11 protein-coding genes are annotated in these 15,489 nt (G+C 68.6%); 5 read left to right on the plus strand and 6 right to left on the minus strand.

Features of this window, described 5'->3' with window-relative positions:
- Window positions 1–249 precede the first annotated feature (249 nt).
- The 5 genes from cydP to HWX00_RS32290 all read left to right on the plus strand — a co-directional run bounded on the left by cydP (window position 250) and on the right by HWX00_RS32290 (window position 6,490).
- Complete coding sequence (cydP, locus tag HWX00_RS32270) at window positions 250–528, plus strand: cytochrome oxidase putative small subunit CydP (RefSeq protein ID WP_034189255.1); 279 nt, start codon at window positions 250–252, stop codon at window positions 526–528.
- A complete protein-coding gene (locus HWX00_RS32275; RefSeq protein WP_175028680.1) occupies window positions 518–2,098 on the plus strand; it encodes a cytochrome ubiquinol oxidase subunit I in 1,581 nt (526 codons plus the stop codon). The genes cydP and HWX00_RS32275 overlap by 11 nt, the downstream gene beginning before the upstream one ends.
- A gap of 31 nt (window positions 2,099–2,129) precedes the next feature.
- Window positions 2,130–3,266 carry a cytochrome d ubiquinol oxidase subunit II gene (gene cydB, locus HWX00_RS32280; RefSeq protein ID WP_034189253.1) on the plus strand — a complete coding sequence of 379 codons (1,137 nt, stop codon included), beginning with the start codon at window positions 2,130–2,132 and terminating at the stop codon, window positions 3,264–3,266.
- A 56-nt stretch (window positions 3,267–3,322) separates the two neighbouring features.
- Window positions 3,323–3,445 carry a cytochrome bd-I oxidase subunit CydX gene (gene cydX, locus HWX00_RS32285; RefSeq protein WP_175028681.1) on the plus strand — a complete coding sequence of 41 codons (123 nt, stop codon included), beginning with the start codon at window positions 3,323–3,325 and terminating at the stop codon, window positions 3,443–3,445.
- A 561-nt stretch (window positions 3,446–4,006) separates the two neighbouring features.
- Window positions 4,007–6,490, plus strand: coding sequence for a family 20 glycosylhydrolase (locus tag HWX00_RS32290; protein ID WP_175868177.1), 2,484 nt, complete (start codon window positions 4,007–4,009; stop codon window positions 6,488–6,490).
- Window positions 6,491–6,641: 151 nt separating this feature from the next.
- Here HWX00_RS32290 and nagE read toward each other — a convergent pair whose 3' ends face one another.
- From nagE to HWX00_RS32320, 6 genes are all read right to left on the minus strand, one after another.
- Window positions 6,642–8,411 (minus strand): N-acetylglucosamine-specific PTS transporter subunit IIBC, encoded by a 1,770-nt coding sequence (nagE, locus tag HWX00_RS32295; protein ID WP_059558745.1) that lies wholly within the window; start codon window positions 8,409–8,411, stop codon window positions 6,642–6,644.
- An 87-nt stretch (window positions 8,412–8,498) separates the two neighbouring features.
- Window positions 8,499–11,081 carry a phosphoenolpyruvate--protein phosphotransferase gene (gene ptsP / locus HWX00_RS32300; RefSeq protein WP_175029277.1) on the minus strand — a complete coding sequence of 861 codons (2,583 nt, stop codon included), beginning with the start codon at window positions 11,079–11,081 and terminating at the stop codon, window positions 8,499–8,501.
- A 15-nt stretch (window positions 11,082–11,096) separates the two neighbouring features.
- Window positions 11,097–12,104, minus strand: coding sequence for an SIS domain-containing protein (locus tag HWX00_RS32305; protein ID WP_175029282.1), 1,008 nt, complete (start codon window positions 12,102–12,104; stop codon window positions 11,097–11,099).
- A complete protein-coding gene (nagA, locus tag HWX00_RS32310; protein ID WP_034189247.1) occupies window positions 12,097–13,200 on the minus strand; it encodes an N-acetylglucosamine-6-phosphate deacetylase in 1,104 nt (367 codons plus the stop codon). The genes HWX00_RS32305 and nagA overlap by 8 nt, the downstream gene beginning before the upstream one ends.
- A gap of 123 nt (window positions 13,201–13,323) precedes the next feature.
- On the minus strand, window positions 13,324–14,058 hold the full coding sequence (locus HWX00_RS32315; RefSeq protein WP_034189246.1) for a GntR family transcriptional regulator: 735 nt from the start codon (window positions 14,056–14,058) through the stop codon (window positions 13,324–13,326).
- A 408-nt stretch (window positions 14,059–14,466) separates the two neighbouring features.
- The gene (locus HWX00_RS32320; RefSeq protein ID WP_175029278.1) at window positions 14,467–15,378 is read right to left on the minus strand and encodes a LysR family transcriptional regulator; all 912 of its coding nucleotides are present in this window, start codon (window positions 15,376–15,378) and stop codon (window positions 14,467–14,469) included.
- Between the last annotated feature and the right edge of the window lie 111 nt (window positions 15,379–15,489).

The raw sequence follows: 15,489 nt of genomic DNA on the forward strand, positions 1-15,489 counted from the left end.
CCGCCGATTAATTGAGCTGATTCATCAGGTATTCGGCCATTTGCGGCCCCCTTCCGCATAACCTTGATCTGCCTCAACTTTTGCCCCCCGTTTCGCGACGGTCTGCCGCAGCGCAGCACTCGGCATCGGAAAGCAGTCCTTTTAAAATTGGCATGTCAGGCGCAAAAGGATTAAAACAGCTTCACGGCCGTCATAAATCCGACGTAAAGTCGCCCCAAATCCGACGTAAATCGATTCAGGATAATCACCTTGATCTCGATCAATAAAGAGCCTGCGCCGCCTTCCCCGCGGCCGCCCGGCACGATCGGCTGGCGCGCGCGCATCGCCGCGTGGGCACGCGGACCGACCCTCGCCCGCGACATCACCCTGGTGCTGATCGTCAAGCTGATCCTCCTGATGTCGCTCAAATACGCATTCTTCAATCATCCGCAGGCCGAGCACATGTCGCTTCCGCCTGCCGCCGTCGCCGAGAAGCTGCTCTCGGTACCGGCGCCTGCATCTACCGAGGGAGACCACCATGATAAGTAGCGATGTCGTCGATCTGTCACGTCTGCAGTTCGGCATCACGGCGCTCTACCACTTCCTGTTCGTGCCGCTGACGCTCGGCCTGTCCTGGCTGCTCGTCATCATGGAAGCGGTCTACGTGATGACCGGCAAGCAGGTCTACAAGGACATGACGCAGTTCTGGGGCAAGCTGTTCGGGATCAACTTCGCGATGGGCGTGACGACCGGCATCACGCTCGAATTCCAGTTCGGCACGAACTGGTCGTACTACTCGCACTACGTCGGCGACATCTTCGGCGTGCCGCTCGCGGTCGAGGGGCTGATGGCGTTCTTCCTCGAATCGACCTTCGTCGGCCTGTTCTTCTTCGGCTGGAACCGCCTGTCGAAGGTCAAGCACCTGATCGTCACGTTCCTCGTCGCGCTGGGCTCGAACCTGTCCGCGCTGTGGATCCTCGTCGCGAACGGCTGGATGAACAACCCGGTCGGCGCCGAGTTCAACTACCAGACGATGCGCATGGAGCTGACCAGCCTGTTCGACGTGCTGTTCAACCCGGTCGCGCAGGTGAAGTTCGTGCATACGGTGTCGGCCGGCTACGTGACGGCCGCGATGTTCGTGCTCGGCGTGTCGTCGTGGTACCTGCTGAAGAAGCGCGACGTCGACTTCGCGCTGCGCTCGTTCGCGGTCGCGGCCGGCTTCGGCCTCGCGGCGACGCTGTGCGTGATCGTGCTCGGCGACGAATCGGGCTACACGACCGGCGAAGTGCAGAAGATGAAGCTCGCCGCGATCGAATCCGAATGGGAAACGCAGCCGGCGCCCGCGTCGTTCACGCTGATCGACATTCCGAACCAGGAAGAACAGCGCACCGACTACGCGATCAAGATCCCGTACGCGCTCGGCCTGATCGCGACGCGCTCGATCGACGAGCCCGTGATCGGCCTGCGCGATCTCGCGAAGCACAGCGAGGAGCACATCCAGAGCGGGATGATCGCGTACGGCGCGCTGCAGAAGCTGAAGGAAGGCGACACGAGCGCGGCCACGCGCGCGTTGTTCGACCAGCACAAGCAGTATCTCGGCTACGGGCTGATGCTCAAGCAGTTCACGCCGAACGTCGTCGATGCGACGCCGGAGCAGATCAAGGCCGCCGCGAAGAAGACGATTCCGCCGGTCGCGCCCGTGTTCTTCTCGTTCCGGATCATGGTGTTCCTCGGCTTCCTGTTCCTCGCGACCTTCGTCGCCGCGTTCTGGTTCTGCGCGCGCCGCGAACTGCTGCAGGACAACCGCCGCTGGTTCCTCCGCTATGCGGTGTGGGCGATCCCGCTGCCGTGGCTGGCCGCGGAATTCGGCTGGGTGGTCGCCGAGCTCGGCCGCCAGCCGTGGACGATCGCGGGCATCCTGCCGACGCACCTGTCCGCGTCGAGCCTGCAGCCGAGCGACCTGTACCTGAGTCTCGCGGGTTTCATCCTGTTCTACACCGTCCTGTTCGTCATCGAGATCACGCTGATGTTCAAGTACGCGCGCCTCGGCCCGTCGTCGCTGCATACCGGCCGTTATCACCACGAACTCGCGGCCGCCAGCGAGCGCGCCCCGGCGTGAGCACGCACCCGAAACGGAACAAGGAATCGCTATGGACTATGCAACTCTCAAGCTGATCTGGTGGCTGCTCGTCGGCGTGCTGCTGATCGGCTTCGCCGTCACCGACGGCTTCGACATGGGCGCGACCGCGCTGCTGCCGTTCCTCGGCAAGACCGACGACGAGCGCCGCATCATCGTCAACACCGTCGGCGCGACCTGGGAAGGCAACCAGGTGTGGCTGATCACGGCGGGCGGCGCGATGTTCGCCGCCTGGCCGCTCGTCTACGCGGCGTCGTTCTCCGGCTTCTACTTCGCGATGCTGCTCGTACTGTTCGCGCTGTTCTTCCGGCCGGTGGGCTTCGACTACCGCAGCAAGCGGCCCGACCCGCGCTGGCGTGCCGGCTGGGACTGGGGCCTGTTCGTCGGTGGCTTCGTGCCGGCGCTCGTGTTCGGCGTCGCGTTCGGCAACCTGCTGCAGGGCGTGCCGTTCAAGTTCGACAGCGACCTGCGCGTGACCTACTACGGCGGCTTCTGGGCGCTGCTGAACCCGTTCGCGCTGTTGTGCGGGCTCGTCAGCCTCACGATGCTCGTCGCGCACGGCGCCGCGTTCATCAAGATGAAGACCGACGGCGTGATCGCGCGCCGCGCCTCGATCGCGCTGCGCGTGGCGTCGTTGCTCGCGGTCGTGCTGTTCGTGCTGGCCGGCGTGCTGGTCGCGTCGACCATCGGCGGCTTCCACATCACGCATGCCGCGCCGACCGACACCGTCGCGAACCCGCTGCTCAAGGATGTCGCCGCCGGCTCGGGCCTGTGGCTCGCGAACTACGGCGAATTCCCGTGGATGATCGCCGCCCCCGTGGTCGGCATCGCGGGCGGCCTGCTCGCGCTGCTGCTCGCCGGCTCGAAGCAGGAGAAGACGGCCTTCTTCTGCACGGGGCTGATGATCACCGGCGTGATCCTGACCGCGGGCTTCTCGATGTTCCCGTTCATCATGCCGTCGTCGCTCGACCCGCGCAGCAGCCTGACCGTGTGGGATTCGACGTCGAGCCACCTGACGCTGCAGGTGATGCTGTTCGCGGTGATCGTGTTCCTGCCGATCATCCTGCTCTACACGAGCTGGGTGTATCGCGTGATGCGCGGCAAGGTCACGCGCCAGACGCTCGAAGAGAACAAGCACTCGATGTATTGAAGAACCGGGCCGGGGCGCGCCGCGCCCTCGCCCATCGTTTCGCAAGGAGTCGGATCATGTGGTATTTCAGCTGGATTCTCGGTATCGGCGTCGCGCTGTCGTTCGGCATCGTCAACGCGATGTGGCTCGAAGCACGGCAGAAGGCGCAGGAAGCACCCGCGCGCACCCGCCGCGACTGATGCCCGCCTGACCCGCGTGCGGCCGATCGCGCCGCCGCCGTCCGGAACGAACCTCGCATCACGCGAGGTTTTTTTTCGTCCCGCCCCCGCCGGACGGGCGCCGTGCGTCGATGCCAATTTAGCGCCAGATTGATACCACTTGAATACCAATAAAAGGTTTCATAAGATCGTTGGACACGGCCGCTGACAGGCCGATTCCTTCTTGGGTGGGGGAGACATGCGAATCCCGTGTGGGGCGCGCGCGCGCGCGCCGTGTCGACGTCCGCGTGCGGCGGCGGCGCCCGTCGTGCTCGCGCGCGGCGGCCCGAATCCGGCCGGCCGCGCTCGACTCGCCGCCGTGGCAATGGCGGCGCGCCGCCGATGACCCCACGCACACCGCCGCGCCGATCCGATCGGCACGCGTGCCCGCCTCCCGTTCCGTAACGCACGCCCCCGCGTGCAAATTGCGCGTGGTGCGGCCGCATCGCCCCGCGTGCTGGTATCGCCCGCAGCTCCACTGAAAGACCCGATCGCAGCGACGTCGTCCCACGACGCCGCTACGCCAACTTTTTAGGAGTTCGAATGAAAAACATCTTGTCGTCCCTTCTTGCGAGCCTGCCGATCGCGGTGCTGTCGCCGGCCGCGATCGCGGCTCAACCGGCGCCGGCCACCGCCGGCACGACCGTCGGCACCGCGCCAGCCGCCGCGCGAGCGGCCAGTCTCGCGACGCTGCTGTCGAACGGCCTCGCGCTGCGCGTCGCCGTCGACAACAATCACGCGGCCACGGCCGGCGTGCCGTGCGCCGATCTCGGCGCGGACGGCGCGGCCTGCGCGACGGGCCGCCTGATCCTGCAGAACCGTGGCCACCAGGCGATCGCCGACGGCGGCTGGAAGCTCTATCTGCACAGCATCCGCCGGCTGCTGCGGATCGACCGCCCGGGCTTCGCGCTGCGGCGGCTCACCGGCGACCTGTACGAACTGACGCCGCAGCCGGGCTCGGTGCGGCTCGCGCCCGGCGAGCGCATCGAGCTGCCGTTCGTCGCCGAGTACTGGCTGCTGCGCTACAGCGACGTGATTCCGCGCCCGTATGTCGTGGTCGACGGCGCGCCGCCGGTCGTGCTGCGCTACAACGACACCGACGACGAGCTGCGCTACGTCGAATCGCTGCCGGCCGACGCGCAGAACAACTCGACCGGCAATGCACCGCCGGTGGCTGCACGGCCCGACGCGAGCCGCGCGCTGCCGAGCGTGAAACGCGCACAGCCGCTGCCCGGCACGCTCGAGCTGCGCGGCGTCGAACTCGCGCTGCCGGACCTGGCGGACGCGCAGGTCGCGGCACTGCGCGAACGCGCGGCGACACTCGGGCTCGACGGCGCGCGCACGCCGGTTCGCGGCGCCGTCGCGCCGCGCCGGCTGCCGGCCGACATCGCGACGCCGGGCGGTTACCGGCTCGCGATCGGGCCGCGCGGCGTGCTGATCGAAGGCTACGATCGCGCGGGCCTCTACTACGGCGTGCAAACGCTCTACTCGCTCGTGCCGGCCGGCGGCGGCCCGGTCCCGGCGATGCTCGTCGAGGATGCGCCGCGCTTCACGCACCGCGGGATGCACGTCGACCTCGCGCGCAACTTCAAGCACCCGGCGACGCTGCGCCGCCTGATCGACCAGATGAGCGCGTACAAGCTCAACCGCCTGCACCTGCACCTGTCCGACGACGAAGGCTGGCGCATCGAGATTCCCGGCCTGCCGGAGCTGACCGAAATCGGCGGGCGCCGCTGCCACGACCCGGACGAGACGCGCTGCCTGCTGCCGCAGCTCGGCTCGGGCCCCGACAACCGCTCTGGTGGCGGCTACCTGACGCGCGACGACTACGTGGCGCTCGTGCGCTACGCGGCCGCGCACTTCGTGCAGGTCATCCCCGAGATCGACATGCCCGCGCATGCGCGCGCGGCCGTCGTGACGATGGAGGCGCGCTACCGGCGGCTGCATGCGGCCGGCCGGGACCAGGAAGCGAACGCGTACCGGCTGCTCGATCCGCAGGACACGACGAACCTGACGACCGTGCAGTTCTACGACCGGCGCAGCGACCTGAACCCGTGCGTGCCGGGCGCGCTCAATTTCGCGTCGAAGGTGATCCGCGAGATCGCGGCGATGCATGCGGACGCGCAGGCGCCGCTGCGCACCTGGCACTACGGCGGCGACGAAGCGAAGAACATCTTCCTCGGCGGGGGCTTCCAGCCGCTGAACGGCACCGACCCGAACAAGGGGCGTATCGATCTCGCCGCGCAGGACAAGCCGTGGGCGCGCTCGCCCGCGTGCACGGCGCTGCTCCAGCGCGGCGAGATCAAGTCGATCGACGAGTTGCCGACGCGTTTCGCGAAACAGGTGAGCGCGGCCGTCAGCGCGAACGGGATCGACACGATGGCCGCGTGGCAGGACGGCATCAAGCATGCGAACGGGCCGCAGGACTTCAGCACGCGCCACGTGATGGTGTCGCTGTGGGACACGATCTTCTGGGGGGCGTCGGACAGCGCGCGCGACCTGAGCGGCAAGGGCTACCTGACGGTGCTCGCGCTGCCCGACTACCTGTACTTCGACTTCCCGTACACGCTCAACCCGCGCGAGCGCGGCTACTACTGGGGCTCGCACGCGACCGACGAGTACAAGGTGTTCTCGCTCGCGCCGGAGAACCTGCCGCAGAACGCCGAAGTGATGGGCGACCGTGACGGCAACCCGTTCGAGGCGACCGGCACGGGCCCCGCGCCGCGCATCGAAGGCATGCAGGGCCAGGCATGGGGCGAGGTGATGCGCAACGACACCCTCCTCGAATACATGGCCTATCCGCGGCTGCTCGCGCTCGCCGAGCGCGCGTGGCACCGGGCCGACTGGGAGCTGCCGTATGCGGCCGGCGTGCGCTTCAAGCGCGGCGACACGCATCACGTCGACACGGCCGCGCTGCAGCGCGACTGGGCCGGTTTCGCGACGCTGCTCACGCAACGCGAATTGCCGAAGCTCGACCGCGCCGGTGTCGGCTACCGGAAGCCGACCTTCACGCTGACGAATCCGTGACCGGCTGAGCCGTCTGGCGCTGCGCGCGGCAGTCGACTGCCACGCGCCGTCGCCCCGCTCCAACGAAAAACGGCTTGCGACACATCGCAAGCCGTTTTTCGTTTTACCGCCCGGCCGAACCCGCATCGCGGGTCGGGCCGGTTTCATCGCATCAGGCCGGCTGCGCGGCCGCCCCGCCGGCCGACGGCGGCAGGCGCGCGCCGAGCTGTTCGGCATAACGTGCGGCCGCGTTGCCGCAGACGATGTGGAACGTGTCGAGCGACACCCACGCGACGTCGAGCGCACCGAGGCGATCGCGATCGACCGCCGACGGATCGCGCACGACGACGCGCAGGCGCGTGGTCGCCACCGCATCGAGCGACGCGACGTTGGTCGCGCCGCCGAACACCGCGAGCCAGCGCGTCGGCTCCGGATCGAGCGGGCCGGCGGCCGCGCCCGTGACGGGCTGCGCGGCGGCGGCCGGCGCGGCCGACGCGGCACCGGTCGCGCCGCTGCCGATCGCGGCACGCATTTCGTCGGCGATGATGTCGGCCTCCGGCCCGATGATCACCTGCACGCTGTTGCCGCCGCGCTTGAGCACGCCGCGCGCGCCGATCGACTTCAGTTCAGGTTCCGAGACCTTCTCCGGATCGACGACGGTCAGGCGCAGGCGCGTCGTGCAGGCGTCGACGACCGACAGGTTGCCCGCGCCGCCGAGCGCGGCGATGTAGCGTTGCGCGCGCGGTGCGGCGGCCGTCGCGGCGGCGCCCGCAGCCGGCGCGACGAAGCCGCCCGACGCGTACGATTCGGCAGCCGCATCGGCCGATGCCGGCTCGCGGCCCGGCGTGGCCATGTTGAACTTGCGGATGAAGAAGCGGAACAGCCCGTAGTACGCGACGCCGTACGCAATGCCGAGCGGGATCGCGATCCAGCCCTTCGTCGACAGCCCGTAGTTCAGCACGTAGTCGATCGCGCCGGCCGAGAACGTGAAGCCGAGCTTCACGCCGAGAATCTGGCAGATCGCGAGCGACAGCCCCGTCAGGACCGCGTGGATCACGTACAGCACCGGCGCGAGGAACATGAAGCTGAACTCGATCGGCTCGGTCACGCCGGTCAGGAACGACGTGAGCGCCATCGAGAACAGCAGGCCGCCGACCATCGCGCGGCGTTCCTTGGGCGCTTCGTGCAGCATCGCGAGACACGCCGCCGGCAGGCCGAACATCATGATCGGGAAGAAGCCGGCCATGAAGGTGCCCGCGGTCGGGTCGCCCGCGAAGAAGCGGTGCAGGTCGCCGTGCACGATCTCGCCGCCGGCCGGCGGCGTGAAGTTGCCGAACACGAACCACGCCAGCGAGTTGATGATGTGATGCAGGCCCGTGACGAGCAGCAGGCGGTTCAGGAAGCCGAACACGAACGCACCGATCGCGCCCGCCGTCGTCAGCCACTGGCCGGCCGCGTCGATCAGGTGCTGGACCGGCTGCCACACGTACCCGAACACGATGCCGAGCACCACGCACACCAGCCCCGTGATGATCGGCACGAACCGTTTGCCGCCGAAGAACGCGAGGTAGTCCGGCAGCTTGATGTCCTTGTAGCGGTTGTACAGCAGGCCCGCGACGACACCCGCGATGATCCCGGACAGCACGCCCATGTTCAGCTTGGGATCGATGTCCTTCATGATCGCGGTTTCGATCAGGTAGCCGATCGCGCCCGCGAGCGCCGCCACGCCGTTGTTGTCCTTCGCGAACCCGACCGCCACGCCGATCGCGAACAGCAGCGGCAGGTTGTCGAAGATCGCGCCGCCGGCGTCGGCGATCATCTTGATGTTGAACACGTCCGGCTGGCCGAGTCGCAGCAGGATGCCGGCGACCGGCAGTACCGCGATCGGCAGCATCAGTGCCCGGCCCAGGCCCTGTATTTTCAGAAACGGATTCCCGTTCATTCAGTCCTCCAATCCTTGTCTCTTCGTTAATCGTCGTTGCGCTGATTGCTTTCGTCGTCATACGGGCCACGAACCTGCCGCCGACGTTCAGTCGAGCGGCCAGACCTCGCGGCTTGCTGCCCTTACCGCCTGTGCCGAATCGAGCGCGAGCAGGTCCTGCGCGCGCTGACGGCACAACTGGTAATCGAGACGGCGCACACGCGCCTTGATGCCCGGCACCGATACGGGGTCGACCGACAGTTCGGTCACGCCGAGGCCCACCAGGATCGGCACCGCGAGCGGATCGCCGCCGAGCGCGCCGCACACGCCGACCCACTTGCCGTGCTTCGCCGCGCCGCGCACCGCGATGTCGATCAGGCGCAGCACGGCCGGATGCAGGCCGTCGGATTGCGCGGCCAGGTCGGCCTGGCAGCGGTCCATCGCGAGCGTGTACTGGGTCAGGTCGTTGGTGCCGATCGACAGGAAATCCGCGTGCTGCGCGAGCTGGTCGGCCAGCAGCGCGGCCGACGGCACCTCGATCATCACGCCGACCTCGATCGGCTCGGTGCGGCCCTGCGCGCGCGCGAATTCGTCGATGCGCTTGCGCAGCCGCACGAGTTCGCCGGCGTCGGTAACCATCGGCAGCAGGATGCGCACCGCGCCGAACGGCTTCACCGCGAGCAGGCCCTGCAATTGATCGTCGAGCAGGTCGGGGCGCACCTGCGCGAGGCGGATGCCGCGCAGGCCGAGTGCCGGGTTCGGTTCGGGCGGCAGCGTCAGGTAGTCGACTTCCTTGTCCGCGCCGACGTCGAGCGTGCGGATGATCGCGGTGCGGCCCTGCAGCGCGTCGACGATCGACTGGTAGCTCTGCTGGTGTTCGACGACCGTCGGCGCCGCCTGGCGATGGATGAACATCAGCTCGGTGCGCAGCAGGCCGACCGCGTCGGCGCCGTTGTCGACCGCGGTGTTCGCATCGTCGAGCGTCGCGATGTTCGCGGCGACCTCGATCGCGCGGCCGTCGACCGTCGCGGCGGCCGCACCGGCCAGTTGCCGGTTCGCCTCGCGCACGCCGTCCAGGCGCTGGCGTTCGTGCCGCGCGCGCTCGACGTCGAGTGCGGTCGGCGCGTGTTCGAGCCGGCCCGCGCTCGCATCGACGACGACCTGCGTGCCGTCCGGGATCGCGTACAGCGCATCGCCGACCGCGACCAGTGCCGGAATGCCGAGCTGCCGCGCGATGATCGCCGCGTGCGACGTCGCGCCGCCGCGCGCCATCACGAGCGCGGTCACGCGCTGGCGATCGAGCGACGACAGGTCGGACGGCGTGAATTCCTCGGCCGCGAGCACGGCCTCGTCGGGCAGCGTACGCGCGGCGCCGTTCGTGTGGCCGAGCGCGCGCAGCACGCGCTTCTCGATGTCGCGCAGGTCGGCCGCGCGTTCGGCCAGCAGCGCGTCGTCGAGCTTCGACAGCGTGTCGATCTGCGTGCGGATCGTCGCGCGCCACGCGAAGCCCGCGCTCTTGCCGAGGCTGATCAGGTCGCGCGCCGCGTCGATCAGCGTCGGATCTTCCAGCAGCACGCGATGCACCGCGAAGATGCCCGCTTCGCCGACCGCGCCGCGCGCCGACGCATTGCGCACCGTTTCGTCGAGTTCGGCGTCGACCGCCTTCAGCGCCTGGTCGAGCTGGCGACTTTCGGTGGCCGGCGTGCCGGCGGCCTGTTCGGGCGGCACGATGTCCGCATCGTCCAGACGCACCAGCGCGCCGACCGCGATGCCGGGCGCCGCGCACACGCCCGCGAGCGTGTTCGGGTCCAGCGGTGCGCCGGTGCTGCGCGCAATCGTCCGCGGCACGGGCGACGTCATCCGCGCCGGCTTTTCCTCCACTTCGCCGTGCGCTTCGCGCAGCAGCTCGTGCTCGACCGCGTCGACCGCCTGCTGCGCATGCGCGCCGCGGCCGACCAGTTCGACCGTCGCGCCTTCGCCGGCGCCGAGGCCGAGCAGGCCGACGACGCTCGCGATCGATGCCTTGCGGCCGTCGAACAGCACGTCGACGGTCGCGTCGAACCCGCGCACGGCTTCGCGCGCCCGCGCGGCCGGCCGCGCATGCAGGCCGCCCGGCTGCGCCAGCACGATCTCGCGGCGCACTTCGTTCTGCGCCGCCGCACCGGTCTGCGCGGCCTGCACGGCCGCGTCGCCCTTGCCGCGCAACGTGAGCAGCGGCGTCTCGCCGGCCGTCGCGAAGCCGCTCGCGCGCTCGACGACCTCGAACGCGTCGGAGTTCGCGATCGCGATCACCGACACGAGCGAATGCGCGCTGCGCGCCACCGCATCCTGGTCGAATTCGATCAGCAGCGTGCCCGCTTCGACGCGCGCGCCGGCCTCGACGTGCGCGATGAAGCCCTGCCCGTTCAGCTCGACGGTGTCGATGCCGATGTGCAGCAGCACTTCGGCGCCTTGCGGCGTCGTGATCGTCACCGCGTGGCCCGTGCGCGCGAGATGCGACACGACGCCCGCGCACGGCGCGACGAGCCGGCCCGCGAGCGGGTCGATGCCGATGCCGTCGCCGAACATCCCGCCGGAGAACACCGGATCGGGCACGTCGGCCAGCGCGACGATCGGCCCCGTCAAGGGGCTAAGCAGGACGATCTGATCGGGGGTGGGGCTCTTCAACTGGGACTCCTCGGCGCGTCTCATCGGCTGTCTCGGCTATCAGTGCGTTTCGGTGACTTTGTTCAGGTGGCGCGGCGTGTCGGGATTGCGGCCGCGCGCGACGGCGAGATCCGCCGCCATCACGTAGAACGAAAGAATGGCGGCGATCGGGTCGAGCGCCGAATGGGCGGACTGCGCGAGCGGCAGCATCGCGCCGGGCGTGCCGGCGGGCGCCGCGAGCAGCACGGCGGCGCCGCGGGCGCGCATGTCGTCGGCGAGCTGCAGCAGGCCGGCCTGCTCGGGCCCGGGCGGGGCGAACACGAGCAGCGGATAATCGCGGTCGATCAGCTCCATCGGGCCGTGCCGGACTTCGGCGCTCGAGAATGCCTCGGCCTGGATGCCGGAGGTTTCCTTCAGTTTCAACGCGGCTTCCTGCGCGATGGCGAGGCCAAGGCCGCGGCCGATGACGATCATCCGCTCGATACCGGCGAGCGCGGCGACGGCCTGCGACCAGTCGAGCCGGCCGGCCTGCGCGAGCACGTCGGGCAGCCCGCGCAGCGCGGTCATCAGCGCGGCGTCGCGCTGCCAGTAGGCGACGATCTGCGCGGACAGCGACAGCATCGCGATATAGCTCTTGGTCGCGGCGACCGACAGTTCGGGGCCGGCAAGCAGCGGCAACTGGTGCTCGCATGCGTCGGCGAGCGGCGACGGCAGCACGTTCACGGCGGCGACGGTGCGTGCGCCGGCTTCGCGCAGCGCGGCCATCGTGTTGACGAGGTCGGGGCTCTTGCCCGACTGGGAGAACGCGATCGCGAGTTGGTCCTGCACCTTCAGCGGCGCCTGCTGCAGCGTCGCGACCGACATCGGCAGCGACGCGACCGGCACGCCGAGGCGGCTCATCGTCAGGCTCGCGAAATAGCTCGCGGCGTGATCCGAGCTGCCGCGCGCGACCGTCAGCGCGACGGCCGGCGGGTGATCGAGCAATTGGCCGGCGAGCGCTTCGACGCGCGTGGTGTCGGCGATCTGCGCGGCGACGACCTGGGCGGACTCGCGCGCTTCCTTAAGCATATTCGACAATCGATTCTCCTTCGACGTAGGTCGCGGTGAGGTTCAGGTCGCGGTCGAACACCGCGAGATCGGCCCATGCGCCGCGCTCGAGGCGGCCGCGATCGGCGACGCCGAGGTAATCGGCCGCGTAGCGCGACATCCGGTTCGACACGTCGGCGATCGGCAGGCCGAGCGACACGAGGTTGCGCAGCGCCTGGTCCATCGTCAGCGTGCTGCCGGCGAGCGTGCCGTCGGCGAGCCGCACGCCGCCGAGGCACTTCGTCACGTGCTGGCTGCCGAGCCGGTATTCGCCGTCGGGCATGCCGGTGGCCGACGTGCTGTCGGTCACGACGTACAGGCGCGGAATCGCGCGCAGCGCGGCCCGAATCGCGCCCGGGTGAACGTGCAGCAGGTCGGGGATGATTTCCGCGTATTCGGCGTGCGCAAGCGCCGCGCCCACGAGGCCCGGGTTGCGGTGATGCAGCGGCGACATCGCGTTGAACAGGTGCGTGAAACCGCACGCGCCGTGCTTGAGCGCGGCGACCGCGTCGTCGTAGGTCGCGAGCGAGTGGCCGAGCTGCACGCGCACGCCGCGCGCGGCCATCTCGCCGATGATCTCGATGTGGCCCGCGATTTCCGGTGCCAGCGTGACCACGCGGATCGGCGCGATCGACAGGTACTTCAGCACTTCGTCGAGCACCGCCGACACGGCCGCGTCGGGCTGCGCGCCGAGCTTGCCGGGGTTGATGTACGGCCCTTCGAGGTGCACGCCGAGCACGCGCGCGCCGCCCGGCGTGCGGGTACGCGCGACGGTGCCGAGGTTCGCGACGACCTGCATCAGTTCGTCGCGCGGCGCGGTCATCGTCGTCGCGAGCAGGCTCGTCGTGCCGAATTGCGCGTGCGTGCGCGCGATCGTCTCGATCGCGTCGCCGCCTTCCATCACGTCGGCGCCGCCGCCGCCGTGCACGTGCAGATCGATGAAGCCGGGCAGGATGTACGGCGCGTCGTTCGTCGCGGGATCGACGGGCGCGCCGTCGAGCGTGGTGATGCGGCCGTTCTCGCTATCGAGCGAACCGTGAATCCAGCCGTCGGGGGTGAGGATGTTGCCAGTCAGCATGACGTTTCTCTTGATGATCTGGTGACGCGGGCATCCGCGTCGCGATTTGCCAATTCGTTGCGATTCATCGCGCGCGATTGCGTTCCATCGCGATCGCGCGCGATGCGCGCGCAGTCTCGCGCGTCAGCGTTTCAGTTCGGCGACGAAGTCGTAATAGTCGTCGCGGCAATACGTTTCGGTCACTTCGATCGCGCGCTGGTCGGCACCGTAGCCGATGCGCGTGATCACGAGGAGCGCCGCGCCGGGCTTTACCGCCATCCATTTCGCGATCTCGCGCGTCGCGTTCACCGCGCGAAAGTGCTGCAGCGCGCGCACGACGATCATGCCGCGCGCTTCGAGGTATTCGTACAGCGACGCGCCGAGCGCCTGCGGATCCGGCACCACCGCGGCCGGCAGCGTCGAGTGCTCGACGGCCATCACGATGCCGTCCGCGCGGCGCAGCCGTTCGAGCCGCGCCACCGTCGCACCCGGCGCGAGGCCGAGATGCGTGATCTCGTCGCGGCTCGCGGCGCGCAGCCGGCGCGACAGCCACACCGAATCGGGCACGAAGCCGCGCTGCTGCATCTTCGCGGTGAAGCCGACCAGACGCGACAGCGGATCGGCCACGCGCGGCGTGATGAAACTGCCCGCCCCGCGCGCCCGCTTGATCAACCCCTGCTCGACCAGCAGCGCCAATGCGCGACGCGCCGTGATGCGCGATACGCCGACCGACACCGACAGCAACCGCTCCGACGGCAGCGCCTCGCCGGCCCGCCACGCGCCGCCGTGGATCGCGCTCGCCAGGTTGCGGGCGAGCTGCAGATAGAGCGGCGTGTCGTCGAGGGGATCGGGCGCCAGTTCGGACCAGCCGGTTTCCATGTGCCTCCGGGTATCGGACGACGATCTCGGACCGTCGAAAGTGAACGCATTATATAACCACCATAATACCAGTCAACGAACTGGTATTAGCATCGCGGAAATCGCCGGAAGCCTTGCCCGACAAGCGTTTTAGTGCCGGCAAAGCCTTTGTTTACAAAGCAGTGCGGGATAGGGATTTACCCGAGGTGGTATGCAAGGGGACAGTTCGAGGAGTGGATTTACCGCGTTTTCGGGCTGCGGAAGCAGACCAGGATAGAACCAATTTGAGCGACTGGTATGCATCGCGCGACGGGGGCATGCGGGCCGGGCGGTATCGACGGGAACGCAAGCAGGCGCGCTCGAGAATGACGTCCAGGCGTGCGGCTCACGGCCGCCGAATCCCGCGCTTCGGCACGGCGGCCGGACGCGCTATCCGGCCGTCTTTCTCCACGACCGGAACAGCTCGAGCAGCGCGCGGCACGGTGTGGACGTCGCGCCGCCCCGCCGCCACACCGCGCCGACGTCCATCGTCGGCACGGTCACGCTCAGGTTCCGGCGGCTGATCCGGTTGCCTTCCAGCGACCACGGCCGATAAACGAGATCCGAGAGTATCGTCACCCCGTGCCCGAGCGCGACGAGGCTTCTCACCGCTTCGATCGACTTGCTCTGCATCCAGACGTTCGGCGCGATGCCGTAGCTGCCCCAGTACTTGCCGACCGTTCGCAGGTGCTCGTCCATGTCCAGCAGCAGAAAGTTCTCGCGCGCGACGTCCTCGAGGGTGACGCGACGGGCGTCCTGCAGCGGATGACCGGGGTGGGTCCACAGCCGGCGCGGCGAGCGCAGCATCGTCTCGTATTTCAGGTCGCCGACTTCCGCGGTATTCGACACCAGCAGCAGCGCGATATCGAGGCGGTCGTCGACGAGCATCGTCTCGATCGTTTCGCGTTCGCTTTCGACGATGCTCACGCTCAGGTCGCCGAAGCGCCGGGAAATGGCGGACATCAGCGACGGCATCAGATAGGTCGAGATGGTTTCGGTCATCCCGATCCGGACATGCCCGGAGACCTGCTCCGGGTCCTCCTGCGCGGCCGTGACGACGCGCTCGATCGACGTCGTCGCGTGCTGCACGTGACGCAGGAACCGCTCGCCGGCCGGTGTCAGGCGCACGCCTTTCGGATGACGCAGCAGCAGCGTGACGCCGACCGCCTCCTCGAGGTTCTTCAACGCGATCGTCATCGACGATTGAGACACCGAACAGAGATTGGCCGACTTCGAAATTTGCCCCGTATCGGCAACGGACACGAAGTATTCGATCTGGCGCAGGGTGATGTGCGTGTTCACGGGAAAGGATCCGATAAGGCCGGGCAGCGCCGGATCGGCACGGCCCGAAAGGCCCGAACAGTACGGCAGATCGATGGGCGCGATATTGATTCAATATATACCGGACCATCG

This window comes from Burkholderia seminalis DSM 23518 (assembly GCF_902832885.1).
In the GTDB taxonomy this organism is placed as follows: domain Bacteria; phylum Pseudomonadota; class Gammaproteobacteria; order Burkholderiales; family Burkholderiaceae; genus Burkholderia; species Burkholderia seminalis.